Origin of the sequence: Bacillus cytotoxicus NVH 391-98 (assembly GCF_000017425.1) — a bacterium.
In the GTDB taxonomy this organism is placed as follows: Bacteria; Bacillota; Bacilli; order Bacillales; family Bacillaceae_G; genus Bacillus_A; species Bacillus_A cytotoxicus.
The window spans coordinates 467,496-492,446 of the sequence record NC_009674.1; the positions used below are offsets into that span (position 1 = coordinate 467,496).

Below are 24,951 nucleotides of genomic sequence, written 5' to 3' on the forward strand. Positions count from 1 at the left end.
TGTGTAAAAAGGATGGGGAAACGTATGTGGAGTGAACATGTTACGTTAAAGAGTCCGTACCATTTTGAAGAAGTATTAAGGCGCTTATCTTTTGATCCATTACATCGTGTTCAATTAGATGAGAAAATCGTGTATGTTCCACTGTTTATAAATGGAGAACAAATTGTTGTTCGCATACAAGGGCTAGGAACAATCGAGAAACCACAATTTTGGATTTCGAGCGAGACAGGTCAGCGCGAACAAGTTATGGAACGGATTTATACTATTTTCCAGTGGAATGAATCTTTGCAAAAGATACAAGACCATTTTCAAAACACATCACTACATCCACTTTTTGAAACATATGCGTATACACCGCTTATTTTAGAATTTGATTATTTTGCTTGTCTGCTTCGATGTATCATTCACCAACAAGTTAATTTAAAGTTTGCTACTGTTCTTACGGAACAATTTGTAAAGACATATGGAACAGAGAAGAATGACGTTTTCTTTTTTCCAACGCCAGAAAGAGTAGCAAAGATTTCAATAGAAGAACTTAGAGGACAAAAGTTTAGTCAACGAAAAGCGGAGTATATGATCGGATTAGCAAAACAGATTGTGGAAGGTAAGCTTAATTTGTCAAAGTTAGAAAAACAAACAGAGGAAGAAATTTCTGCACAATTGTTACCAGTACGAGGCATTGGAGCATGGACAGTGCAAAATTTTTTATTATTTGGACTTGGGCGCCGAAATATGTTTCCCAAAACAGATATCGGAATTCAGCGTGCACTACAAAGATTATTTCAATTAGACAATAAGCCAGATGATGCACTTTTAGAACAAATAAAACAAGAGTGTGAACCATACTGTAGTTATGCAGCGTTATATTTATGGAAAAGTATAGAGTAGAGGTGTAATAATCGTGCAAAAGCAACATGAAAGCAAATTGCAAGTTGGCCAAACGTTTCCAGTGACCATTAAGCGTCTTGGGATTAACGGAGAGGGCGTTGGTTATTTTAAGAGACAAGTTGTCTTTATTCCAGGAGCATTACCAGGTGAAGAAGTGGTTGCAGAGACAACGAAAATTCAACGCGGTTTTGCGGAAGCAAAAGTGAAAAACATTCGTAAAGTTTCCCCACATCGCGTGAAAGCTCCGTGTCCAGTATATGATAAATGCGGTGGTTGTCAGCTCCAGCATTTAGATTATGAGGAGCAATTAAATCAGAAGCGTGATATCGTTGTACAAGCATTTCAAAAGTATATGAAGAATAGTTTGGAAGAGAAGATTCGCCCGACGCTTGGTATGAAAGACCCATGGCACTATCGTAATAAAAGTCAATTACAAGTAGGAAGAAAAGACGAAAAAGTTATTACAGGATTATATGAGCAAAATTCACATCGTCTAATTGATATTGCGCATTGTATGATTCAACATAAAGCAACAAACGAAGCGACGAAAGTCGTTAGACGTATTTTAGAGAAGCTAAACATTTCTATTTATAATGAGCGGAAAGGGAAAGGGCTTATCCGTACAATTGTTACACGTGTAGCAGTCCAAACAGGAGAAGTGCAAATTACGTTAATTACGGCAAAAGACGAATTTCCAAATAAAGAGCAGTTTATTGCAGAAGTACAAAAACAAATGCCAGCTGTGAAATCTATTATGCAAAATGTAAATGGACGTAAAACATCTGTTATTTTTGGGGATAAGACGTTCCACTTAGCTGGGAAAGAAGTCATTCAAGAAACGCTCGGCGATTTATCATTTGAATTATCAGCGCGTGCCTTTTTCCAATTGAATCCAGAGCAGACTGTTGTTCTTTACAATGAAGCGAAAAAAGCAGCAGCATTAACAGGAAAAGAAAAAATTGTAGATGCGTATTGTGGCGTTGGTACGATCGGACTGTGGCTTGCAAACGATGCAGCGGAAGTGCGCGGTATGGATGTCATTCCAGAAGCAATTGCAGATGCACGAAAAAATGCAAAACGCCACGGATTTACAAATACGAAATATGAAGCAGGGAAAGCTGAACAATGGTTACCGAAATGGGTAAAAGAAGGCTGGCACCCAGATGTAATCGTGGTGGATCCACCACGTACAGGTTGTGATGATAAATTGCTTGAAACCATTTTAAAAGTACAACCAAAAACAGTTGTATACGTTTCTTGTAATCCATCTTCACTAGCACGCGATGTAAAAACATTAATGAAGAGCTATGAAGTGGAATATGTACAGCCAGTGGACATGTTCCCGCATACAGCACACGTCGAGACAATAGTGTTGCTACAACGACGCTAAGGCTAGAAATCCTTAATTTTAGGCAGTTTTACAAGCATATCGTCTTCACTGGTGAGGGGGATAAAATACGAAATAAGGAGATTCGAGACTACATCAATGTGTCGGTAGTCATAGACCTAGTAAGTGGGAACAAAACAAATGAAAACTAAATATTAGAGTAGATAGTATCTATTTACTCGCTGGAATAAGGCGTTTCTGTAAAAGGAAGCGTCTTTTTTTGTACCCAAAATTAAAAGAGAAAAACAATGAAAGGAAATGAGTATGAAAACAAAATCAAGAGTACCACAAAAAGTATTAAGTTTCGTCATGGTCTTAGTGATCCTATGCGGAACATTATTCTCAAATGCATTACCTGTTCAAGCCAGTTCTATGGCTTTAGATGAACAGACAGGCTACTCCTATACTAGTGTTAGCCCTAACACTGGTTATACAATTACCCATAACGTATATGTACTAAAAATGGACGGCAAAAAAGTATTCTGTATTGAATCAGGTGTGCCTGCCAATAGTGGCGAGGGATTCGTTCCAGAAGCCTATGTCAGTGCAAAAAAAGATTTATTATCTAAGATTGCCTACTACGGTTATACTGCTACTGGTAAAACCCACTATGATTACGCTGTAACCCAAGTCATGATATGGGAACAATTAGGCGACCAATACCAATCATCTACGATTCCTAATTACCATCAGCGAAAAGCTGAAATTATGGCATTGGTAAATAAACATGATACCTTACCATCATTTAACGGTCAGTCTGTAGCGGTAACAGTTGGGGATAGTATCACATTGACAGATTCAAATGGTGTCCTACGTGACATGACTATGGAATCCAACAATACCAATGCTTCTGCTACACATAACGGAAATTCACTAAAGATTACATCAAGTGCCAATTCCAATGACGGTGCAATCACATTCCGTAAAGTACCTCAAAATGAAGTCGGTACTTCGATTGTTTACAAGAAATCTCGTGAACAGTCGATGGTTGAGTTCCATTTGGAAAGCTCAAAACAAGCTACGGTCAACGTTGACGTTATCAAGCTGGGAAATATCCAAGCTATAAAGATTGATGAAGAAACTGGCAAGCCTTTACCTAGTGCCAAATTGAAGTTTGAATATAACGGCACGTCTAAAGAGATAGTAACAGATTCAAATGGGTTGGCAACTATCAATGATATTCCAGAGGGAACGACTATTACTGTAACCGAAGTGACTGCTCCGAACTGCTATTTCAACAAAGGCGAAATCAAGAAAGTTGTTATCAAACCAAATACTACCGTGTATGTAACGCTAAACAACAAGGAACAGCTTGGACAGGTGTTATTGACTAAGACTGGTAAAGAGTTTGGTTCTACCATGTTAAACAAATATTACTCTTTACAGGGTGCGGTTTATGACATCTATAAAGAAGATGGCACAAAAGTAACCTCTATGACAACTGATGTATATGGAAAAGCGACTTCTTCTCCATTGAAATTAGGCAAATACTATGCTTTGGAATTCAAAGCTCCTAGCGGTTATCTGCTAAACAAGAATAAGATTCCATTTGAATTGAAGTATGCTGTTCAAACCGTGGAAATCACGTCTGCCACTATTGCACAAGAAGAACAGGAACAAAAAGGAAATTCCACTTTAATCAAAGAGGATTCCAAAGCAGGTTCAAAGCCACAGGGCGGTGCGAAGTTAGATGGTGCGGTTTATGAATTACGCCGTGTTTCTGATGATAAAGTGATGAAAGAAGTCACTATCAAAGACGGAAAAGCTACCGTACAAGGTCTTTACCTTGACGATTACTACTGGATAGAAACCAAAGTAACTCAGTTCTCACAATTTGAATTAGTTTTAGAGAAAGATGAAAATTGGAAGATTCTAAAATAATAATTATAAGTTTTAAATTGGTGATTATTTTATTAAGCTAACAACGATAGTCTACGCTACTCTTGACAATTCAAAGAGCAACACCTATAATTTGAATGAACAGAAAATATTATTCATTCATATCGGGAGGTGGTATTGTCTTGAAAAATAAGAAGGAACAAATAGATAAAGCTGCTTATGAGATTTTTCAAAAAAATGGATACAAGAAAACAAATATAAGTGAAGTTGCTCAACATGCTGGTATTGCAGTTGGTTCTTTTTATAAGTATTATCAATCAAAAGAAGAACTTTTTTTACAAATCTATATAATTGAAAATGAAAAAATTAGAAATCAACTAATCGAAACAGTTAATTGGAATGATGAACCTACAAATATAGTCGATAAAATATTTGATTATTCTATAGAGGTAATCTTATCAAATAAAATTCTTGCAGAATGGAATAATCCAGATATCTCAAATACATTACATAATTACTATTCATCAAAAAAGGGGAAACTTGACAATACTTTTCATCAATTTTTACTTAAAACAATAAAAGAACGATTGAAAGATGACTATGACACCCAAACAATAGATAATATGTTAAACGTTTATGAATTGATATATTTTATTGATTGTAATATCACTAATAATGACTTCGTAAATTACGCAGAATCTTTAAAGATAATGGTAAGGTACTTCATAAAAGGTTTATTACAATAAAAATGGGAAAGTATATTTGCTTCCCTAATTTTTTTTACCAAAAGTGAATGAATACTTTGTTTTGTTCATTCACTTGCGAAATAGAAAAATGCAAATTATTAATAATTAAGGAGAATATTTATGAAAAAAATCAAAGTATGTAAAAGATGTTCTAATTTAGATGTAGATAAAATTAAAATTTATGGGAAAGAACTAAATTATAAAGTTAAAGTAGGTTGTATAGGAAAATGCTCCAGAAGCTGTCCTGAACTGACTGATAAATTTGTGGGACGCTTAGATAAACAATTTATTATTTGTGATTCACAAGAAGAATTTTTAAAACAAATGTATGAATTGAAATGAAAAGTGTAAATTTTAAAAGACCAACAATTAGGTTAAAAAGGAGATATATGAAAAATAAATGGATAATAAATTCCTTAACACTAATTCGTATTCCTATTTCTATAATTTTGTGTAGTGTTTTATTACACGATAAGTATTCTATTAGGAAAATCATCTTGATGTTTACCATAATTGCATTTTCGGATTATTTTGATGGAAAGCTAGCAAGAAAATATAATTTGGAAACAAGCTATGGGGCCAAATTAGATGTCATGTGCGACTTTTTCTTTATGATAACCTCTTATTCTACTTTGATATTTTTAAAAGTATTTTCTTTATGGTCAATATTTTTAATTACTTCAAAATTTATTGAGTTTTTAATCACCTCTTATGTAATAAGCATACAAAGTCAAGCGACTGCTGTATTCAGCTTTGATAAACTAGGCAAGTTAGTCGCTGTAATATTCTATATACTTCCTATCATAGGCGTGATAGTTCATAGAATATTTCCCACAAATTATTCTGATATATTGAATCTTACTTTATCGATAGTTGCCATTTTATCAATTACTTCTACTGCAATTAGAATAACAAAGGCTGTAGATGTTAAAAATCTAAGAAAAGTTAAACAAGCTAAAAGCTTTAACAAAAAACATATAAATTCGAGGTAATGTAATGGAAAAATCACAATGGATTTTCTGTCCACTTTGTCACAATAAAACTCGTATTAAAATACGGGAAAACACAATGATTAGATACCTCCCCTTATACTGCCCGAAATGTAAGCAAGAAAGCTTAATCAATATAGAAAAATTTAATATGTCAATCATAAAAGAGCCAGACGCCAAGAAGCAGAGCCGATAACTTTGAAGTTAAAACATACTCCAAGTTGTCGGCTTTTTTGATTGGACAAAATAGTATAAATTTCTCTTATGTGTAGTGGCTGTTGGAGGGCTACTATGCAAGTGGAATTTAAAGATAAAAGATATACAACTGAATATAAGAAAAAAGTACACATTTTTACCACAAGGTTTAAGTGTGTACTTTTTTGAAATTTTTTGGATTTTTCGATTATTCCCCCTTCCCATCAGTGACAGGAGTGAGCAAAGGATAGCTCGCCTTTGCAAAGCGGAAAGGGGGTGAATCTTATGGCGAATACTTCTGATTATGAAAAGACTATCGAACATCAATTTGATAGCTTCTGTAAAACAGTCCTGCGGAATCAAGCAAGAACCATTTATGAAGATAATCGACGCTGGCAAAACCGTTTCGTTTCTTTAGAAGCACTGACACCAGACGATTTAGCGAAGTTGTGTAGCTTCGATAACTACGAAGCCGAATGTATCTTCTTTACAGCGTTTGATTACGAGATACCGATTGAAAATATTCTGATTGCACAGGCAATTGAATCACTTTCAAAAAGACGGCAAGACATTATCCTGCTTTCGTACTTTCTAGATATGAAAGAAATGGACATTGATTCAATGATGAATCTTGCTCAAAGTACCGTGCATTATCACAAAGAAAATGCTCTGGACGAATTACGGAAATTTATGGAGGAACACACAAATGAAGAATAAGCAGAACGTATTACCATTCCCAATCATTGTGTTGGCGGTTCAGGGTGATGTTATGGCTATGAACCAGATTTTAAAGCACTTTGAACATTACATGATTAAGCTCTCGCAGAAAACGTTGTTTGATGAATTTGGCAATCCCTACATTCATGTAGAGCCAGAAATCAAATGAGTATTAGAAACAAAGCTGATTATGGCGATTCTCAATTTTGAGCTGATCTAATAATTATCCCCGACCCATGTATCGAGAAAATGCGTTGGTGCATGGGGAACTCTTGAAAATTATTTCTCTATCAAGTTCACCAAGCCATTGTGATCCTTGATAGGCAAATAAACGCCGATTCGTTCTTTGACAACTGAATAGCATAGCCAGACACATTCAATCTGTAATAAGCTGTGTAAGCAAATACGCCATGACTTCATTTGAACGAGCGATACCTATTTGACCTACAATCTTCAATCTTGGAAATTGAAGTAGCCATGATTTATAGATTGCCATAATGATACTCCTACCTTGAACGCTTCACCGCATTGGGTAGCTACTCCGAGTTTGAGCAGAGGTGAAATTCCTGTGGGTTTTCCTAGACCATCTGGCTGTGTATGAAGACTACCGAAATGAAAGGAGCTGATTTATGAAAATGCAGTTGTTAGAATATAGTATGCAATTAGCTATGTTAAAACAGCTTTACAATAAAGGTTTAATAAGCGATAAGGAATATCAGAAGATGGAACAGCGACTAAAAAAGGACTATGGGATTGTTGCAAATATTACTGCTTTAATTGGATCTTTATTCGCATTATGATTAACACTATAAAAGGAATACAAAAGAGAGGTGATGGTATATGACAGAAATAGAAATTATTAAAGCGAATCGTACAATAACAGACAGAAACAAAACCCATAGTCTTCAATCATTAAGAGTAGGAGCGTATTGTCGTGTTAGTACCGATTCCGAAGACCAGCTAAACAGTTATAAGTCACAAGTTACCTATTATATAAATCTAATCAAGAAGAATAAGGATTGGGTATTTGCTGATATTTATGCTGATGAGGCTATCACAGGAACACAAGTTGATAAGCGGACAGATTTTCAACGGCTAATTAACGATTGTATGAATGGCGAACTGGATATGGTGATAACCAAGTCTATTTCAAGGTTTGCTAGGAATACGCTTGATACTTTGAAATACGTTCGTATGCTGAAAGAAAAGAATATTGCGGTTTATTTTGAAGATGAAAAAATCAATACCTTAACTATGGACGGTGAATTGTTACTTGTAGTTCTAAGTTCAGTGGCACAACAAGAAGTAGAAAATATATCTGCCAATGTTAAAAAGGGTTTAAAAATGAAGATGAGCCGTGGAGAGCTGGTTGGGTTTCAAGGTTGCCTTGGATATGATTATTACCCAGAGGATAAAAGTATCTCTGTCAATGAAGAAGCTGTAATCGTAAAATATATTTTCAATAGATATATTGAGGGAGCAGGCGGAAGTGTCATTGGTAGAGAGCTTGAAAATCTTGGATATAAGACAAAGCGTGGTAGTAGTAGATGGGCTGAATTTAGAAAGACGTTGCAAAACAACCAAGTTCTTGATGAATTTGACCGCTATGTTTTTGAAAGTATTGTAGAAAAAGTAATTGTGGGTGGTGTCGAAGAAGACGGTACGATTGACCCCCACAAGCTCGTATTCATTTATAAGACAGGGTTGACAGACAGCCAAGATGGCGGTAAGTTTAAACCCAAAAGAAAGAATACGAAGAAGTCAAAAGACGTAGACATTACGAATCCAGATTTGTGTTCACAAGCAAGTGACGAGGATAGTAAAATGTGTTCACTTGCTAGTGACCACACATGTGGAGAATGTGGTTAGGCTTGTTAGAAAATAAGGAGAATAAAATGAACAACTACAAACTCACAATTCAATATGACGGCGGACGCTTTAAAGGCTGGCAGCGTCTTGGTAATAACGATAATACAATCCAGGGAAAAATTGAAAGTGTACTGTCAGAAATGATTGGACAAGAAATTGAAATTATCGGCTGTAGCAGAACAGATGCTGGGGTACACGCTCTAAACCAAGTAGCGAACTTTAAGGTCGATGAAAAATTAGTGGAAACGAAAGTGAAAAAATATTTAAATCAATACTTACCAAACGATATTAGCATCACGGAGGTGGAGCAGGTTCCTGAACGTTTTCACGCTCGCTACAACTCAAAGACAAAAACATATTTATATAAAATTTGGAATGAGGAACATACGAATCCATTTATGCGTAAATACAGTATGCATGTTCCTAAAAAGTTAAATGTTGAAAACATGAAACAAGCAGCTCACTATTTCATTGGTTCACATGATTTTACTGCTTTTTCAAATGCGAAATCAAAAAAGAAATCAATGGTTCGGGAAATATACGTGCTCGATGTTTTTGAAAGCGAAGGGTTTATTCAAATTCGAGTGAGCGGAAATGGTTTTCTTCACAATATGGTAAGAAAAATTGTTGGAGCATTAATTGAAGTCGGATTAGGACAGCTTGATGCTGAAGCAATTCCGCAAATTTTAGAAGCAAAACAAAGGAATCAGATTAATTGCCTTGCGGATGCGAATGGATTGTATTTAGAAAAGGTTGATTTTTAAATGGTGAAAGAGACTGTAAAATTGTAAACAGTCTCTTTTTTTGCAGGCTTGTTTATAGAGGTAAGGTGACGAATTTTGTTGTCTGGTCGATATAGCATGGAAAAACTGTCTCCAAACTGTCATGTTTTATGATAGTTTGGCACAGGTTCCATTATATTCTCTACAGCTCTTTCCGAAAATGAGCTAGCTTTTCTTTGACTAATTCAACTGCGATTGCATCATCTAAATAACCAATAGGAAATATATAATCTGGGATAATGTCTGTTGATAAAACAAAATACAATAAAGCGCTTCCGATTACAGCACGTTCTGTTTCAGAAATCGTATCTTTGCAAAATTGTTGATACATTTCTGTTAGTTGCTCAATAAAGGGACCTGTGCTATCAATTTGCTTTAATTTTGTTGAGAAGCTTTCATGAATACGCATTTGTCCTTCTGTCGTTTGCGCATACCGTTCATAGTTTTCCAATTCTTGTTTGACGCGTATTGTTGTGTAATCATAATCAAAAAGGTTCGATGACTGTAGGGTATCTTGAATCGTATCAATGGAGTTATACATATCGATTTTTTCTTTTTTGATAGGGGAAGAAGCTGAATGCAGGGCACCATATAACAGTTGTGGTGGGACTTTTAAACATTCAGCGAACTTTTGTAAGTGTTTTTGCTTTGCTTGTTGTTTACCACTTATAATTCGTGAAATCGTTGATGGATCAATATTTGTGAGTGTTCCTAATTGACGCATAGATAGATTACGTTCTTTTAATAATTTTCTTAGTAATGCGCCAAGCTTATCATTCGGATTTTCCGTAGACATAGTTTAGCACTCCTTCTTGTTTCGAAAGTGTTGAACAAATGTTGAGTTTTTATTATCAGTATATGAACCTGACAGGCACAATTGCTCAATATTTGCATAATATGCATGGAAAATAGCAATGAAGGAGTGAATGTTGATGAGTTCGGCAGGATTATTTTCTATTTTATTAATAGGGATTGCTTCTAATTTAGATAATGCGGGTGTAGGAATTGCATACGGGATTCGTAATATTCGTATTTCTTGGTTTAACAACTTCATTATCGCTTTTTTCGGATTTCTTTTTACTTTGTTAGCTGGTTTATTTGGGAATTGGATTTCATTATTTATTTCAGATTTTATGGCAAATTTAATTGGAGCGCTTGTTCTTGGAAGCATTGGAATCTTTGTTTTATGCCAGCCCTTATTAAATAAATCAGCAGAAGGATTAGAGAAAGAGAGGAGTATGATAGGCATATTACGTAATCCAGAGAATGCTGATTTTGATGGCTCAAAAACGATTTGTTTTTCTGAAGCACTTGTGTTAGGTGTTGCATTGTCAATTAATAATATTGCCGGAGGATTTGATGCGGGAGTAACTAATTTAAATCTTTGGTGGACGGCTATTATTTCAGGAGCATTTAGTTTTATTTGTATTAGCGCTTTTTCTTATATCGGAAAAAGATTTTTTGCAGAATACTTAGGAAAATGGGCGACAATCATTGCTGGGATTTTATTGATTTTAATCGGAATTGATCAATTAATGTAAACAGGATACAGAAAAATAAAATTCGAGTATTTCCTTGGGAATACACCAAAGTACTGCATATATCGACACCTTTTTCTTCATACTAATATTGATTTCATAACTAGAAAGGGGGATGGATATGGGACGTGGCAAAGCATTTGACCATAAGAAAAAAGGGCATGATCATCAGCCGCCTAAAGGAGCATTCATTCATAAGGATGTAAATGAGCATACGTTAGAAGAGGAAGAATTACCTGTTAATATTGAAACGTATAAAAATAGTTTAAAGAAACATTAAAGCACCTATATAGGTGCTTTTTTAGCGGATATCTTCGATTAATTGTTGGGATTCTTCATACATTTCGTATTCACTAAGAACTTGAATACAGCGCCATTTCAACTCTTCAACACTTTGTTCAAGCTCTTCTGGAAGGACATGAAGAATGTCCTCAAGGCTCATTCCGAAATGAATGAGTTCTAATACTTGATCATCAATATTACGATCCATTAATAACTCGAGGACGTCTAAATTAAATATGTATCGATGTGCTTCATCTAGGGAAACAACTTTTAGCTTTAAGCTTTCTACAATACTAAGTATAAAGAGAAGGATTGTTTTTTCCAAAACAGGCTGCTTAGCCATTTGGAATATCAATTTCATTTTTACACCTCCACCAAGTATAGCACTAGGTTGTACTATATTATTCAGAAGTGAGTGAAATATGCATAATAAAAAGAGGTACCTTATTTTACTAGAAATAAGGTACCTCTTTTGAACATTGTCATTAAAAAATACTCCAGCCTTCTTGAGCTGATAGCAGTTCTAATATTTTAAATCCAGCGATGCTATTTCCGTTTTCATCTAATGCTGGCCCGAAAATGCCAATGCCCATTTCTCCTTTGACACAGCCGAAAATGCCGCCAGCAACACCGCTTTTTGCGGGGATTCCAACACGGATGGCAAACTCTCCAGATTCATTATACATACCGCAAGTTACCATAAATGTTTTACAAATTTTCGTAATATGTTTTGGGATAATTTGTTTTTGTTTATAGGGATCATAGCCATCCATTGCAAAAATTAAACCGATGCGTGCTAAATCAATACAATTCACTTCAATTGCACATTGGCGTGTATATAAATCCATTAGTTCTTCAATATCGTTATCGATAATACCATTTTGCTTCATGTAGTAACAGAGCGAACGATTTAAATAAGCCGTTTCTAGCTCGGAAGTAGCAACTTTTGCAGAATAATGAATAGTAGGATTATCCGTGATTTCACGTACGAAATTGAGAATTCGTTCTATTTTTTCTTCGTTATTCGCTCCTTTCAGCATACTTGTGATTGCTAGTGCACCTGCATTAATCATTGGATTAAGGGGTTTAGAAGGGCTTGTTGTTTCTAATTTAATAATGGAATTGAATGGATCCCCCGTTGGCTCCATTCCAACTTTAGAAAATACATATTCTTCACCGCGGTCTAACAGGGCAAGAGCAAGTGTAATTACTTTTGAAATACTTTGAAGGGTAAAAAGCATTTGGGAGCTCCCAGCATGAACATACTCGGTTTCTTTATGGTAAATTGCAATTCCTAAATCGTCTGGATTTGCATTTCCTAATTCGGGGATATAAGTAGCAAGTTTCCCTTTTTTTGTATATGGTTTGACTTGTTCTAACAACTGTTTTAAGTTGTTTGTTTCAACACACTGCATAATACCAACGCTCCTATTTTGAATGAACTAAGTTTACTATTCCCGTGTGTGGTGGGAAATAAATAATACCATGAAAAGGTGGAATGATAAAATAAAACTTTCATACAATCAGTTATCTTTTCTCTTGCTATTTATGGATTGTGCAGCTTTAAAGTAAAGAAATAAGCTAAGAATAGGGATATTTGTAAAAGTTAGGTGGTTTAACTTGCTTTTTATAGAATCATTTGGAAGATATAATATGTCCATAAAATTTTCAAAATAAAGCTACACATCTATACAACTGTATGTTATGATGGTTTCAAAAGATAAAGCGTTTTCTTAAATATGTATATAATGGTAACGATTTCAGAAATTGGATAGGGGGAATCATAATGTTACAGTTTTTACAACGTATTGGTAAAGCATTAATGCTTCCAATTGCAGTATTGCCAGCAGCAGGATTATTGCTTCGTTTAGGGCAACCAGATGTATTTGATATACCTGTTATGGCACAAGCCGGTGCAGCTATTTTTGATAACTTAGCACTTATTTTTGCAATTGGCGTTGCAATCGGTTTGTCAGTTGATGGTAGTGGTGCTGCAGGTCTTGCAGGTGCGATTGGTTATCTAGTTATGAAGAATACAACTAATACTTTAAGTGTTAGTTATTCGACAGCAGAACTAAATGATAAATTAAAAAGTGTTCAAGACTTATTGGGGTCAGTTGATCCAAGTAAGTTAGCGGATACAATGACAAAAGTTTCAAAAGCAGCAGCGTTAACACCTAAAATAAATATGGCGATCCTTGGTGGGATTATTGCCGGGATTGTTGCTGGGTTATTATATAACAAATTCCATAAGATCAAATTGCCAGAATGGTTAGGTTTCTTTGCAGGAAAACGCTTTGTTCCAATTATTACATCCGTCGTTATGCTTCTTTTAGGATTAGTATTTGGTCAAATTTGGCCAACAATTCAAAGTGGCATTGATGCAGTAGCTCATGGTATTGTCAACTTAGGTTCAATTGGATCTGGTTTATTCGGTTTATTGAACCGTTTATTGATTCCAATTGGCTTGCACCATGTAATGAACACATACTTCTGGTTTGTGCTTGGTGACTTTACAAATGCAGCAGGCGATATTGTTCATGGTGATATTGCTCGTTTCTTTGCGAAAGATCCATCAGCAGGTATGTTTATGACTGGTTTCTTCCCAGTTATGATGTTTGGTTTACCAGCAGCATGTTTCGCAATGATTGCAGCTGCGAAACCAGAAAAACGTAAAATGGTTACAGGAATGTTAGCGGGTCTTGCACTAACTTCATTTTTAACTGGTATTACAGAACCAATTGAATTCTCGTTCATGTTCTTATCTCCAGTATTATATGGTATCCATGCTGTATTAACAGGTATTTCACTATTTGTAACAACATCACTTGGCATTCATGATGGTTTTTCATTTAGTGCTGGTGCCATTGATTATTTCTTAAACTTTGGTATTGCAACAAAACCATTATTATTAGCAGGAATTGGATTAATTTATGCAGCTATTTACTTTGTTGTATTCTACTTCTTAATTAAGAAATTTAACTTGAAAACTCCAGGGCGTGAAGATGATGAGGAATTAGCAACAGATGATGAAGCGCCAGTTGCAGGTTCGATTGGAGAAGCATATGTAACTGCACTCGGCGGAAAAGACAACTTAACAGTGATTGATAACTGTGCGACTCGTCTCCGTCTACAAGTAAAAGATGCAAACTTAGTAAATGAATCAGCGTTAAAACGTGCTGGTGCGAGAGGTGTTATGAAATTAAGTAACACAAGTGTGCAAGTTATCGTTGGAACAAACGTTGAATCAGTTGCTGAAGATATGAAAAAACACGTATAAATTGAAGAGAAAAGAGGATATCCGAAAAGATGGATAAAATGCATCTTTTAGAGGATATCCTCTTTCTTATATGTGAATCTTACTTTTGAAAAATTTCTTTTTCTTTTTTGTACATATCAGTTGGTAATCAGCGTAGTGCATGATACAGTAAGTATGGTATGAAATGGATTTTCCATTCCTTTTGAAAAAATGGGACTAATTTTTTCAAAAAATGAATAAAATGAGGGGAAAACAGCAGTTATGGAACAGGAAAAGGATAGTGTGAATCCGAAAGTTCGGAGACCAATGGTGTACATAAGAGGAATCGTGATTCTCAGTCTAGTATTTTTAATTGTATATTTTGGATATACAAAAATAATGTCACATAGTAAAAAAGAGAATATGTTAAAAGTTGCAACGAAGGTGAACAAGAAAGAAGAAGCATCGAAGAAAACGGAGCAACAACCAAAGCAACAAGAACAAACAGTGAAAGCGGCAGAACAGCCTGTTGAAGGGCCTCCGCAAGATATTAACGAAAATGCTGAGTTAGATCAGTATTTGCAAAGTAAAGGGTTTAGTGGAACGGCAGTCGTTGTAAAGAATGGCAAAGTACTTTTGAATAAAGGATATGGCCTAGCGAATCAAGAGAAAAAAATACCAAATAATTCAGAAACGACATTTTATATTGGTTCAATTTCAAAAGCATTTGTAGCAACGGCGATTATGCAGTTAAAGGATCAAAACAAACTGCAAACAGAAGATATAGTCACGAAATATATTCCTGGTTTTCCACACGGTGAGGGACTGAAGCTATCACATCTATTGACGCATACGTCAGGAATTCCAGAATATGAGGCAGGTAGCGAAGATATTTCTCACGAGGAATTGTTGAAAAGAATTGGAGAACAAAAACGTTTAGCAAATCCGGGGGGGAAATGGGAGTATTCTGACTCTAATTATTCTATCCTTGCTTATATTGTTGAAAAAGTGAGTGGACAACCGTTAGAAGAATATATTAAGCAACATATTTTCGATGTAATTGGAATGAAAAACTCAGGATTTGGAAGAGCGTTAGAGCAAACAAGATATCCTTCCACCGGATATAAGATTGTGAATAATAATATGACAACACCTGCTATTCCAAGTATGTCACAATTATATGGATGCGGTGATATATATACAAGTGCGTATGATTTATATTTATTTAATGAAGGACTATTTTCTGGAAAACTCATTTCAGAAGAGAGTTATAATGAAATGTTCACACCTGTGAGAAAAAATTATGGATTTGGATGGTATGTGAATCCAGGCAGTTATTCGAATCACGGTGTTATGCCTGGCTGGAATTGCTTAAATGGCTTTAGCAAAAGCGGAAATATACATGTTGTTTTATTATCAAACATTCAAAATAATATTAAATCATTTGGCAAAGTAAATAATGATATGTATACAATGCTGCAGCATATTGAAGTGTAAGAGGCTATCTTTGAGATAGTCTCTGTTTGTTTAGAGAGGTATTTCTTTGTATATTCAGAAGGATTATATGGATATGGGGATTCAGAAGCATCATGAAAGTAATAAAAAAAGCAGATGAGACATCACCTGCTTTTTTCTATGTAATGAGTTTATCCTTCTATTTTAGGGCAGTCCGATTGGTGAGAGCTCATCAGTCGGGAATGAAGAAAGTTTTCGCTGATTAAAGCTGCACTTTATGTACGAAACTACTAATTTTTTCGGAAATGTATGACTTACCTATCACAAAATCAGTAATACTTGTATACATTAAGATGTACAGATGTATTATCCATATTATTTTATATAAATGAAAAAAGTTAAGGATGCGTCTATTGAATAAACACTGAAGAAAACTAGTAAACAGTTTGAATAGACCATTAAATTATTTTTTAAATAATATTTTTAAAAACTTCGCGACGCTCATTTCATAAATGGCGAGGTAAATATGGAAAAAGAGAAAGGAGAAGAAAAAATGAATGATAGTAGGAAGATAACTGTCATTGGATTGGGCTATGTTGGTCTTCCTTTAGCGATACATTTTGCGGAAAGAGGATATAACGTAGTCGGATTAGATAAAGATAAACGAAAAATAGAACGAATTGAAAAAGGAGATAGCTATATACCAGATGTTTCCTCGAATGTTTTAAAAGATTTGGTTCAAAACAAACAGTTGGTAGTTTATACGCCTCATACAGGGATAGAAGAATTTCAAAATAGTGAGTATGTGATTGTTACGGTACCAACGCCAATTAATAAACAAAAAGAACCTGATTTAAGTGCTCTTATTGCAGCCTCTCATTATATAAAACAAAACCTTCAAGCAGGACAAACCTTCATTTTTGAAAGTTCCACATATCCGGGTACATTGGAAGAGGTCATCATTCCGATTATTGCTCAATCAGGTAAAGAAGTTGGAAAAGATTATTATATTGGATACTCACCAGAGCGAATTGATCCAGCGAATCAGCAATATACAGTACAAACCATTCCAAAAGTCATTAGTGGTCAAACAGAAAGATGTAAGCAACAAGTCCAAAAATTGTATAGCACGATATTTGACACAGTCGTTCCAGTTAGTTCCCCAAAAGTAGCAGAGATGTGTAAGTTATTTGAAAATATTCAGCGTTTAGTTAATATTTCCTTAGTAAATGAGTTAAATATACTTTGTGAAAAGTTGGGGATTGATTTTCGGGAGGCTCTTGAAGCTGCGGCGACAAAACCATTTGGTTTTACACCATATTGGCCGGGACCAGGAATAGGAGGACATTGTATTCCAGTTGATCCTTTATATTTTCAGTGGAAAGCAAGACAGCTAGGGCAATCAAGTCAATTAATCGAAGTAGCTCATATGATTAATGAAAAGATGCCGCAACAAATTGTAACGCAGGTGAAAGAATTAAGTGCTCCCCCAGGAACTGTCTTTCTGATTGGTATTGCGTATAAGAAAGATGTAAATGATTTACGAGAATCTCCAGCATTACCAATTATCGAGCTGTTAGTAAACGAGGGATATAAAGTACAATATCACGATCCATATATTTCATCTGCGAAAATTGGAGATAAAATATATGATTCTATCCCACTTAAGAAGAAAACATTAGAAAAAGCAGATTGCATACTAATTGTAACAGATCATTCCAATATAGATTGGAATATATGTAAAGGAATGAAGCATGTAATAGATACACGAGGTGTACTAAAGAAGGTGAGTGCATGAAGAAACGTTGTTTGATTACAGGTGGAGCAGGATTTATTGGATCACATTTAGCGGAAGAACTCGTGAAACGAGGTCATCCAGTTACGATTGTTGATAATTTTTATAAAGGAAAAAGTAAATATCATGAAGAGTTAACAGGAAATATTCCGATTATTCCAATTAGTATTCTTGATAAAAATTCAATGCATGAATTGGTAAATCAGCATGATGTTGTCTTTCATTTAGCTGCTATTTTAGGTGTAAAGACTACAATGGAAAAAAGCATTGAATTAATTGAAACGAATTTTGATGGAACAAGAAATATTTTACAAGCAGCATTAAAGGGGAAGAAGAAAGTGATTTTTGCCTCCACTTCTGAAGTGTATGGAAAAGGAACGCCACCCTTTTCGGAAGATGATGATCGGTTATATGGGGCAACATCTAAAATTCGTTGGAGTTATGCAATTTGTAAAACATTAGAAGAGACATTGTGTTTAGGATATGCGCTACAAGGATTACCAGTAACAATTGTCCGTTATTTTAATATTTATGGCCCTAGAGCAAAAGATGGTCCATATGCTGGGGTGATTCCGCGATTTATTCGTGCAGCACTTCAAGGTGATGATCTTCTTGTATATGGAGATGGAAAGCAAACGCGTTGTTTTACGTATGTAAGTGATGCGGTAGAAGCGACAATTGCCGCAATGGATGAAAAAGTAAATGGAGAAATTATTAATATAGGATCTGAAGACGAAAAAAGCATTCAAGAAGTAGCGCAAGATATTCATCAATTGACGCATTCATCTTCCAAAATTGTTCATGTGCCATTTGAAAAGGTGTATCCACATGGGTTTGAAGAAATTCCGAATCGAAAGCCTGATGTTACAAAGCTAAAAGAAATGTGCCAATTCCATCCTAATGTTTCATGGGAGCAAGGATTAAAAGAGACGATTCAGTGGTTTCGTGAAATAGAGAATGATTAAAAGATGATTCGTGATGATATCTGTTTGTCATCAGACCTAAAGTTTAAAATTATAAACAAGAAGTGTACCGATTTGGTACACTTCGTCTATTCTGTCATAAAAATAATATAACAGAATAAGAGATAAGGGTATTACAGTTTATAAGGGGGATGACTTTTTATACTGCAAAATAGCATTCGTTTATAAGGATACTAAAAAATATAATTAAGGAAAGAGCCAATTTTAAAGAGTATTAAACTAATATTAACACTATCTATATATTTGTTTGCTCAACGTTTCACAAATGTGTCACAACTATCTCGTTCGTTTTTTAAAAAAAGTAGTATTCTAAATGTGTAAGCTGTTATATAAAAAATCTTAGTCCTGTACTAATCAAAAATGGAGGAGATTAGGATGACTCAAGTATTAGAGACTGTAAAAAATGCATGGGAAAAATTTAAAGGTGAAAAATGGAAAGTTGAGATTGATGTTCGCGATTTCATTCTAAATAATGTAAACGTTTACAACGGGGACGAATCCTTCTTAGCAGGAGCAACAGAAGCAACGAAAAAACTTTGGGATCAAGTAATGGATCTAACTAAACAAGAACGTGAAAATGGTGGCGTTCTTGATATGGACACAAAAATTGTTTCTTCTATTACATCACATGGTCCAGGGTATTTAAATAAGGAGCTTGAAAAAGTAGTAGGTGTTCAAACAGATCAGCCATTTAAACGTTCTTTACAACCATTTGGTGGTATTCGTATGGCAGAGCAATCTTGTGAAGCATATGGATTTAAAGTGGATGAGGAATTAAGTCGTATCTTTAGAGATTGGCGCAAAACTCATAACCAAGGTGTATTTGATGCTTACACTCCAGAAATGAGAGCAGCTCGTAAATCAGGTGTTATTACTGGTCTTCCAGACGCATATGGACGCGGACGTATTATTGGTGATTATCGCCGCGTAGCACTATATGGGGTAGATCGTTTAATTGAAGCGAAAGAAGAGGATTTAAACCTAACAGGAAGTGTAATGAGTGAAGAGGTTATCCGTTTACGTGAAGAAGTATCTGAACAAATTCGTGCACTTCAAGAATTAAAAGAAATGGCAGCTTCTCACGGTTTTGATATTTCAAAACCAGCGACAAATGCACGAGAAGCATTCCAATGGTTATACTTTGCTTATCTTGCAGCAATTAAAGAACAAAACGGGGCTGCAATGAGTCTTGGACGTACTTCAACATTCTTAGATATTTATGTTGAAAGAGATTTAGAAAATGGCACTTTAACTGAAGAGGAAGCCCAAGAGATTGTTGACCATTTCATTATGAAGTTACGTCTTGTAAAATTTGCAAGAACTCCTGATTATAATGAATTATTCTCTGGTGATCCAACTTGGGTAACTGAATCTATCGGTGGTATTGCACTTGACGGTCGTCCATTAGTAACAAAAAACTCATTCCGTTTCTTGCATACATTGGACAATTTAGGACCTGCGCCAGAGCCAAACTTAACAGTTCTTTGGTCTAAGCAATTACCACAGAAATTTAAAAACTACTGTGCAAAAATGTCTATTAAAACATCTGCAATCCAATATGAAAATGACGACATTATGCGTCCAGAATATGGCGATGACTATGGTATTGCTTGCTGTGTATCCGCAATGAAAATTGGTAAACAAATGCAATTCTTCGGAGCTCGTGCAAACTTAGCGAAGGCTTTATTATACGCTATTAATGGTGGGAAAGACGAAAAATCAAAAGTGCAAGTAGGGCCAGAATTTGCACCAATTACTTCCGACGTACTAGATTATGATGAAGTTATGCATAAATTTGATATGACAATGGAATGGTTAGCGGGTCTTTACTTAAATACATTAAATGTAATTCATTACATGCACGACAAATATAGCTATGAACGTATCGAAATGGCACTTCATGATACAGAAGTTCTTCGCACAATGGCAACAGGGATCGCTGGTCTATCTGTCGTAGCTGACTCTTTAAGTGCAATTAAATATGCAAAAGTAAAACCAATTCGCGATGAAAATGGTATCGCGGTTGACTTTGAAATTGAAGGTGACTTCCCGAAATATGGTAACAATGATGACCGCGTTGATGAAATTGCAGTAAATCTTGTGAAAACATTTATGAACAAACTTCGTAAACATAAAACATACCGTAATTCTGTTCATACAATGTCAATCTTAACAATTACATCTAATGTGGTATATGGTAAGAAAACTGGTAATACTCCAGATGGACGCCGTGCTGGAGAACCATTCGCACCAGGGGCAAATCCAATGCATGGACGTGATACAAAAGGTGCACTAGCATCGCTATTATCTGTTGCGAAATTACCATACGAAGATGCGCAAGATGGTATTTCTAATACATTCTCCATCATTCCGAAAGCGCTTGGTAAAGAAGAAGAGGTACAAGTTAGTAACTTAGTATCTATGTTAGATGGATATGCAGTAAAAGAAGGACATCACTTAAATATTAACGTATTTAATCGTGAAACATTATTGGATGCAATGGAACATCCTGAAAAATATCCACAATTAACAATTCGTGTATCTGGTTATGCTGTTAACTTTATTAAATTAACTCGTGAACAACAAATTGATGTAATTAATCGTACAATGCATGAAAGCATGTAAAGAAAAATTTCCCCCTATCTCTTAATAAGGGCACGGGGGAAATTGTTTCAATAAAGGAGGAAGTAACATGGTAAAAGGAAGAATTCATTCTGTAGAGTCTTGTGGTACTGTTGATGGCCCAGGAATTCGTTATGTCATATTTACACAAGGGTGTTTATTACGTTGCCAATATTGTCATAATGCTGATACATGGGAGATTGGTAAAGGAAAAGAAATAACAGTTGATGAAATTATGCAGGATGTTACATGTTACCTTCCCTTTATTGAGGCTTCAGAAGGCGGTATTACAGTTAGTGGTGGAGAACCATTATTACAATTAGATTTCCTAATTGAATTATTCAAAAAATGTAAGGAAGTTGGAATTCATACAACAATCGATTCTTCGGGAGGGTGTTACTCAGAAGAACCAGAATTCCAAAGAAAATTAGATCTCTTAATGGATTACACAGATTTGGTTTTACTGGACTTAAAACATATTGATTCCAAAAAGCATCGAAAATTAACAGGAAAACCAAATGAACATATTTTACAATTTGCTCGTTATTTATCAGATAAAAAGAAATCCATTTGGGTAAGACATGTATTAGTTCCTGGCGTTACAGATAGCGAGAAAGATTTACAAAGATTATCTCAGTTTATTCAAAGTTTGTCTAATGTACAAAAGATTGAAGTGCTACCATATCACAAACTTGGTGTATATAAGTGGGAAACACTTGGACATAAGTATCCCCTTCAAGGTGTTGAACCTCCAACAGAACAAAGTGTTTTACATGCAAAAGAAATTTTAAAAGCGGTCTAATCCATAGTTTGGATTAGACTTTTCTTTTTCCTCTAATAAACGCTAGAGTATATATAGATAAAGGAGTATACTGAAAGTAGAATATCCATATTTTTGTAAAGGGATTAGAAGAGAAATTTACATAATTGTAAAGGGAAATCTAAATAGTAAAAAGAATTAAGATGTATTAAGGCGCGTATTATGGAATGTAGAACACCTTCAAATTATTGCGAAAGCTCTTATAGGAAAGTATAATGTAAAGATATGAGCATAAATAGGATTAAGGGGTCAATCTTATATGCCTTGCATATCCACGACAGGTACATAGCTAACATGAAAGTGTTAGGGTCCAAATATGTAATTTTTTAGGAAAATGTTTTTCCTATTGTCGTATATGCAATACGGAGAAGCGAAAAAGCTAGGAGTGGATTTGTTTGATAAAAAACCCCAAGGTTTTAATATTAACAGCACATTATGGCAATGGTCATGTGCAAGTAGCAAAAACATTAGAACAAGCATTTCATCAAAAAGGAATCGAAGATGTGATTGTTTGTGATTTATTTGGAGAGTCACATCCAGTTATAACGGATATTACAAAATATCTATATTTAAAAAGCTATACGATAGGTAAAGAGTTATATCGTTTGTTTTATTATGGTGTAGAGAAAATTTACGATAAAAAAATTGCATCGTGGTATGCCAATTTTGGGAGAAAGCGTCTGAAAGCACTTTTGCATACAGAGAAACCAGATATAGTCATTAATACGTTTCCGATTATTGCTGTGCCAGAGCTGAAAAAACAAACGGGTTTTTCAATTCCTGTTTATAATGTATTAACAGACTTCTGTTTGCATAAAATATGGATTCATCGTGAAGTAGATCGTTATTTTGTTGCAACAGATCATGTAAAACAAGTAATGATTGAAATCGGTGTACCCGCAGAGCGCATTGTAGAAACTGGGATTCCGATTCGTAAAAATTTCGAGTTAACCATGAATTCAGAACTTATATATAATAAATATCAGTTATCTCGTGAGAAAAAGATTTTACTTATTGTAGCAGGAGCTCATGGTGTATTAGGGAACGTGAAAGATTTGTGCGCGTCATTTATGTCTGTTCCTAACCTACAAGTAGCTGTTGTTTGTGGGAAAAATGATGCTCTAAAGCAAGAATTATTGAAGCTACAGGAACAAAATTCTGAAGCATTAAAAGTATTTGGCTATATAGAGAATATTGACGAATTATTCCGTGTTACTTCTTGTATGATTACAAAGCCGGGAGGCATTACATTAAGTGAAGCAGCTGCTTTACAAGTACCTGTCATTTTATACAAACCTGTACCGGGGCAAGAAAACGAAAATGCAATTTACTTTGAGAGCAAGGGAGCTGCAGTTGTAATACGTGAAGATGCTGAGATTTTTGAGAAAACAAAAGCTTTATTAGAGGATGATAGGAAGCTTTTACAAATGAAAGAAGCAATGGGAAGCATTTATCGTCCAGAACCAGCTGCTCATATTGTAGATGTAATTTTAGAAGAGAATCATGCACAGACGAATCATGTGCCAATGAAATCACCAGCTCTAGCCCAGTCTTTCACGTAATAAGAACCCCTCTTTCAAATAGAAAAGAGGGGTTCTTAATTATGTTATCCACAAAAAGAATGCGATTTCAATATCAAGTTTAATCAGAATATTAACAATGATATCCACATGATCCGCAATTTTCAGAAAAAATATCCACAAATTAAATGGTTTCTGTGTGAGTAATTTCTATATTTGCTTCCATCACCGCTTAATTGATTCTGCTATTTTAGGGCAGTAAAACTCCCACCTCAAGATTTAGAGAGAAGCAAGAAAGATAGGGGGGAGTCTTACTGCTCGCGTAACATCCTGATTGGTGAGGGCTCATAATTAGTGGGAGATGAAGAAAAACCCATTGATTAAAGTTCCGCTTTATTCACAATTCTATTCATTCTGTGGATAAAGTTTTCCACAAAAAAAGCTTCCTGTTAAATCAGGAAACTTTTCTTATTATTAAACGCCTTTTGGACGATAACCGGCTACACGATCAGCTCTTTTAAATTCTCTTTGATAAAGAACCTCTTGTGTACTAGATAATGTATTTCTTGCTTTTTCACGCTTTTTCTTATCCATTATCATTCACCTCGTATCATAAAGTTATTATCTATCGTTTCCAATGATAAGAGGTGATATACATCATAAATGAGTATGAATCTATGCTTCTTTTAAATGATGTGCATCTTGGAATGTAGCATCACGCATTGTAGATAATGTATATTGATCTTTCGAGATTTCATATAAATTATATACTTCCTCTTGTATATTAATTTGATCATAAACAGCTTTTCTTGTTTCATTTGCTAAGCTCACATATTCTAGTTTTTCAGCTGCCTTAATAGAGCGAATATTTTCTTTGCGAATGCGCATAAAAATTGTTTCAATATCCAGTTCATAGAAGAGCTCGCTGAAAAATGCATCTTTAGCAAGTTTGTTATATCCTTTACCATGATATGGCTTTCCGAGCCAAGTACCAAGAAATCCAGCTTTTTCTTGAATATCAAATAGAGTAATTGTACCGATAGGATTTCCCCATTCATCTAAAATCGTTCGTGAAATTAATTCCCCACGCTCTTCCGCTTCAATTGTTTGCTTTGTTAAAAATAGAAATTCTTCATATGAAGAAGCCTTTTGACGCACAAAAGGGAAGACAGCTGGATCCACCATTAATTCATATAGAACGTGGCTGTCGTGTAAGTCGCGTTTTTTTAACATACTAATTCCTCCTCACGCGAGGGTAGCATGACGAAAAAAACATCCCACCCTCG

Annotated in this window: 26 protein-coding genes; 21 read left to right on the top strand and 5 right to left on the bottom strand. The window is 35.0% G+C overall.

Annotation, left to right across the window (positions count from 1 at the left end; translation table 11 throughout):
• Window positions 1-24: 24 nt before the first annotated feature.
• The 12 genes from BCER98_RS02360 to truA all read left to right on the top strand — a co-directional run bounded on the left by BCER98_RS02360 (window position 25) and on the right by truA (window position 9,394).
• Window positions 25-888 (top strand): DNA-3-methyladenine glycosylase family protein, encoded by an 864-nt coding sequence (locus BCER98_RS02360; RefSeq protein WP_011983525.1) that lies wholly within the window; start codon window positions 25-27, stop codon window positions 886-888.
• A gap of 10 nt (window positions 889-898) precedes the next feature.
• Window positions 899-2,278, top strand: coding sequence for a 23S rRNA (uracil(1939)-C(5))-methyltransferase RlmD (gene rlmD, locus BCER98_RS02365; RefSeq protein WP_041809410.1), 1,380 nt, complete (start codon window positions 899-901; stop codon window positions 2,276-2,278).
• A 261-nt stretch (window positions 2,279-2,539) separates the two neighbouring features.
• The gene (locus BCER98_RS02370) at window positions 2,540-4,156 is read left to right on the top strand and encodes a thioester domain-containing protein (RefSeq protein ID WP_011983527.1); all 1,617 of its coding nucleotides are present in this window, start codon (window positions 2,540-2,542) and stop codon (window positions 4,154-4,156) included.
• Window positions 4,157-4,296: 140 nt separating this feature from the next.
• Window positions 4,297-4,860, top strand: a complete 564-nt coding sequence (locus BCER98_RS02375) for a TetR/AcrR family transcriptional regulator (RefSeq protein ID WP_202795678.1) — start codon at window positions 4,297-4,299, stop codon at window positions 4,858-4,860.
• Window positions 4,861-4,980: 120 nt separating this feature from the next.
• Window positions 4,981-5,202, top strand: a complete 222-nt coding sequence (locus BCER98_RS02380; protein ID WP_011983529.1) for a hypothetical protein — start codon at window positions 4,981-4,983, stop codon at window positions 5,200-5,202.
• A 47-nt stretch (window positions 5,203-5,249) separates the two neighbouring features.
• Complete coding sequence (locus tag BCER98_RS02385; RefSeq protein ID WP_041809412.1) at window positions 5,250-5,852, top strand: CDP-alcohol phosphatidyltransferase family protein; 603 nt, start codon at window positions 5,250-5,252, stop codon at window positions 5,850-5,852.
• A 4-nt stretch (window positions 5,853-5,856) separates the two neighbouring features.
• Complete coding sequence (locus tag BCER98_RS20525) at window positions 5,857-6,045, top strand: cysteine-rich KTR domain-containing protein (protein WP_081428343.1); 189 nt, start codon at window positions 5,857-5,859, stop codon at window positions 6,043-6,045.
• 284 nt (window positions 6,046-6,329) lie between these two features.
• Entirely contained in the window at window positions 6,330-6,761 is a 432-nt protein-coding gene (locus BCER98_RS02390; RefSeq protein ID WP_011983531.1) for a sigma factor-like helix-turn-helix DNA-binding protein, read from the top strand.
• Complete coding sequence (locus BCER98_RS02395; protein ID WP_011983532.1) at window positions 6,751-6,930, top strand: helix-turn-helix domain-containing protein; 180 nt, start codon at window positions 6,751-6,753, stop codon at window positions 6,928-6,930. The genes BCER98_RS02390 and BCER98_RS02395 overlap by 11 nt, the downstream gene beginning before the upstream one ends.
• 460 nt (window positions 6,931-7,390) lie before the next feature.
• Window positions 7,391-7,561 carry an SHOCT domain-containing protein gene (locus tag BCER98_RS02400; RefSeq protein WP_041809414.1) on the top strand — a complete coding sequence of 57 codons (171 nt, stop codon included), beginning with the start codon at window positions 7,391-7,393 and terminating at the stop codon, window positions 7,559-7,561.
• Between the two features lie 40 nt (window positions 7,562-7,601).
• Window positions 7,602-8,630: a recombinase family protein gene (locus BCER98_RS02405; protein ID WP_011983533.1), complete on the top strand. Its 1,029-nt coding sequence runs from the start codon at window positions 7,602-7,604 to the stop codon at window positions 8,628-8,630.
• A 26-nt stretch (window positions 8,631-8,656) separates the two neighbouring features.
• Entirely contained in the window at window positions 8,657-9,394 is a 738-nt protein-coding gene (gene truA, locus BCER98_RS02410; protein ID WP_041809417.1) for a tRNA pseudouridine(38-40) synthase TruA, read from the top strand.
• Window positions 9,395-9,554: 160 nt separating this feature from the next.
• Here truA and BCER98_RS02415 read toward each other — a convergent pair whose 3' ends face one another.
• Window positions 9,555-10,208, bottom strand: a complete 654-nt coding sequence (locus BCER98_RS02415; RefSeq protein WP_011983535.1) for a helix-turn-helix domain-containing protein — start codon at window positions 10,206-10,208, stop codon at window positions 9,555-9,557.
• 136 nt (window positions 10,209-10,344) lie between these two features.
• Between BCER98_RS02415 and BCER98_RS02420 the strand changes: the two genes are divergently transcribed.
• A complete protein-coding gene (locus BCER98_RS02420; protein ID WP_011983536.1) occupies window positions 10,345-10,953 on the top strand; it encodes a manganese efflux pump in 609 nt (202 codons plus the stop codon).
• 118 nt (window positions 10,954-11,071) lie between these two features.
• Complete coding sequence (locus tag BCER98_RS22360; RefSeq protein WP_000532411.1) at window positions 11,072-11,230, top strand: hypothetical protein; 159 nt, start codon at window positions 11,072-11,074, stop codon at window positions 11,228-11,230.
• Window positions 11,231-11,251: 21 nt separating this feature from the next.
• On the opposite strand, the gene BCER98_RS02425 is transcribed toward BCER98_RS22360, so the two are convergent.
• Window positions 11,252-11,593 carry a DUF3969 family protein gene (locus tag BCER98_RS02425; protein ID WP_011983537.1) on the bottom strand — a complete coding sequence of 114 codons (342 nt, stop codon included), beginning with the start codon at window positions 11,591-11,593 and terminating at the stop codon, window positions 11,252-11,254.
• 124 nt (window positions 11,594-11,717) lie between these two features.
• On the bottom strand, window positions 11,718-12,647 hold the full coding sequence (gene glsA, locus BCER98_RS02430; RefSeq protein ID WP_011983538.1) for a glutaminase A: 930 nt from the start codon (window positions 12,645-12,647) through the stop codon (window positions 11,718-11,720).
• A gap of 371 nt (window positions 12,648-13,018) precedes the next feature.
• Between glsA and nagE the strand changes: the two genes are divergently transcribed.
• The 7 genes from nagE to BCER98_RS02465 all read left to right on the top strand — a co-directional run bounded on the left by nagE (window position 13,019) and on the right by BCER98_RS02465 (window position 23,707).
• Entirely contained in the window at window positions 13,019-14,512 is a 1,494-nt protein-coding gene (gene nagE / locus BCER98_RS02435; protein WP_011983539.1) for an N-acetylglucosamine-specific PTS transporter subunit IIBC, read from the top strand.
• Between the two features lie 240 nt (window positions 14,513-14,752).
• A complete protein-coding gene (locus tag BCER98_RS02440) occupies window positions 14,753-15,967 on the top strand; it encodes a serine hydrolase domain-containing protein (RefSeq protein WP_011983540.1) in 1,215 nt (404 codons plus the stop codon).
• A 511-nt stretch (window positions 15,968-16,478) separates the two neighbouring features.
• Window positions 16,479-17,723, top strand: coding sequence for a nucleotide sugar dehydrogenase (locus BCER98_RS02445; protein WP_041810209.1), 1,245 nt, complete (start codon window positions 16,479-16,481; stop codon window positions 17,721-17,723).
• A complete protein-coding gene (locus tag BCER98_RS02450) occupies window positions 17,720-18,685 on the top strand; it encodes an NAD-dependent epimerase/dehydratase family protein (protein WP_011983542.1) in 966 nt (321 codons plus the stop codon). The genes BCER98_RS02445 and BCER98_RS02450 overlap by 4 nt, the downstream gene beginning before the upstream one ends.
• A 393-nt stretch (window positions 18,686-19,078) precedes the next feature.
• Window positions 19,079-21,328, top strand: a complete 2,250-nt coding sequence (gene pflB / locus BCER98_RS02455; RefSeq protein ID WP_011983543.1) for a formate C-acetyltransferase — start codon at window positions 19,079-19,081, stop codon at window positions 21,326-21,328.
• 67 nt (window positions 21,329-21,395) lie between these two features.
• Window positions 21,396-22,127: a pyruvate formate-lyase-activating protein gene (gene pflA / locus BCER98_RS02460; protein ID WP_011983544.1), complete on the top strand. Its 732-nt coding sequence runs from the start codon at window positions 21,396-21,398 to the stop codon at window positions 22,125-22,127.
• A 413-nt stretch (window positions 22,128-22,540) separates the two neighbouring features.
• Entirely contained in the window at window positions 22,541-23,707 is a 1,167-nt protein-coding gene (locus tag BCER98_RS02465; RefSeq protein ID WP_011983545.1) for a diglucosyl diacylglycerol synthase, read from the top strand.
• A 432-nt stretch (window positions 23,708-24,139) separates the two neighbouring features.
• On the opposite strand, the gene BCER98_RS20530 is transcribed toward BCER98_RS02465, so the two are convergent.
• Window positions 24,140-24,259: a YfhE family protein gene (locus tag BCER98_RS20530; RefSeq protein ID WP_011983546.1), complete on the bottom strand. Its 120-nt coding sequence runs from the start codon at window positions 24,257-24,259 to the stop codon at window positions 24,140-24,142.
• Window positions 24,260-24,340: 81 nt separating this feature from the next.
• Entirely contained in the window at window positions 24,341-24,898 is a 558-nt protein-coding gene (locus BCER98_RS02470; RefSeq protein WP_011983547.1) for a GNAT family N-acetyltransferase, read from the bottom strand.
• Window positions 24,899-24,951: the final 53 nt, after the last annotated feature.

Bases quoted from the DNA above. Each gene is read 5' to 3' on its own strand.
- BCER98_RS02385 (WP_041809412.1), top strand. From the start codon at position 5,250: ATGAAAAATAAATGGATAATAAATTCCTTAACACTAATTCGTATTCCT.
- BCER98_RS02390 (WP_011983531.1), top strand. From the start codon at position 6,330: ATGGCGAATACTTCTGATTATGAAAAGACTATCGAACATCAATTTGAT.
- BCER98_RS20525 (WP_081428343.1), top strand. From the start codon at position 5,857: ATGGAAAAATCACAATGGATTTTCTGTCCACTTTGTCACAATAAAACT.
- pflB (WP_011983543.1), top strand. From the start codon at position 19,079: ATGACTCAAGTATTAGAGACTGTAAAAAATGCATGGGAAAAATTTAAA.
- BCER98_RS02395 (WP_011983532.1), top strand. From the start codon at position 6,751: ATGAAGAATAAGCAGAACGTATTACCATTCCCAATCATTGTGTTGGCG.
- BCER98_RS22360 (WP_000532411.1), top strand. From the start codon at position 11,072: ATGGGACGTGGCAAAGCATTTGACCATAAGAAAAAAGGGCATGATCAT.
- nagE (WP_011983539.1), top strand. From the start codon at position 13,019: ATGTTACAGTTTTTACAACGTATTGGTAAAGCATTAATGCTTCCAATT.
- glsA (WP_011983538.1), bottom strand. From the start codon at position 12,647: ATGCAGTGTGTTGAAACAAACAACTTAAAACAGTTGTTAGAACAAGTC.
- BCER98_RS02440 (WP_011983540.1), top strand. From the start codon at position 14,753: ATGGAACAGGAAAAGGATAGTGTGAATCCGAAAGTTCGGAGACCAATG.
- BCER98_RS02450 (WP_011983542.1), top strand. From the start codon at position 17,720: ATGAAGAAACGTTGTTTGATTACAGGTGGAGCAGGATTTATTGGATCA.
- pflA (WP_011983544.1), top strand. From the start codon at position 21,396: ATGGTAAAAGGAAGAATTCATTCTGTAGAGTCTTGTGGTACTGTTGAT.
- BCER98_RS02380 (WP_011983529.1), top strand. From the start codon at position 4,981: ATGAAAAAAATCAAAGTATGTAAAAGATGTTCTAATTTAGATGTAGAT.
- BCER98_RS02445 (WP_041810209.1), top strand. From the start codon at position 16,479: ATGAATGATAGTAGGAAGATAACTGTCATTGGATTGGGCTATGTTGGT.
- BCER98_RS02370 (WP_011983527.1), top strand. From the start codon at position 2,540: ATGAAAACAAAATCAAGAGTACCACAAAAAGTATTAAGTTTCGTCATG.
- BCER98_RS02400 (WP_041809414.1), top strand. From the start codon at position 7,391: ATGAAAATGCAGTTGTTAGAATATAGTATGCAATTAGCTATGTTAAAA.
- truA (WP_041809417.1), top strand. From the start codon at position 8,657: ATGAACAACTACAAACTCACAATTCAATATGACGGCGGACGCTTTAAA.
- BCER98_RS02415 (WP_011983535.1), bottom strand. From the start codon at position 10,208: ATGTCTACGGAAAATCCGAATGATAAGCTTGGCGCATTACTAAGAAAA.
- BCER98_RS02405 (WP_011983533.1), top strand. From the start codon at position 7,602: ATGACAGAAATAGAAATTATTAAAGCGAATCGTACAATAACAGACAGA.
- BCER98_RS02470 (WP_011983547.1), bottom strand. From the start codon at position 24,898: ATGTTAAAAAAACGCGACTTACACGACAGCCACGTTCTATATGAATTA.
- BCER98_RS20530 (WP_011983546.1), bottom strand. From the start codon at position 24,259: ATGGATAAGAAAAAGCGTGAAAAAGCAAGAAATACATTATCTAGTACA.
- BCER98_RS02425 (WP_011983537.1), bottom strand. From the start codon at position 11,593: ATGAAATTGATATTCCAAATGGCTAAGCAGCCTGTTTTGGAAAAAACA.
- BCER98_RS02420 (WP_011983536.1), top strand. From the start codon at position 10,345: ATGAGTTCGGCAGGATTATTTTCTATTTTATTAATAGGGATTGCTTCT.
- BCER98_RS02360 (WP_011983525.1), top strand. From the start codon at position 25: ATGTGGAGTGAACATGTTACGTTAAAGAGTCCGTACCATTTTGAAGAA.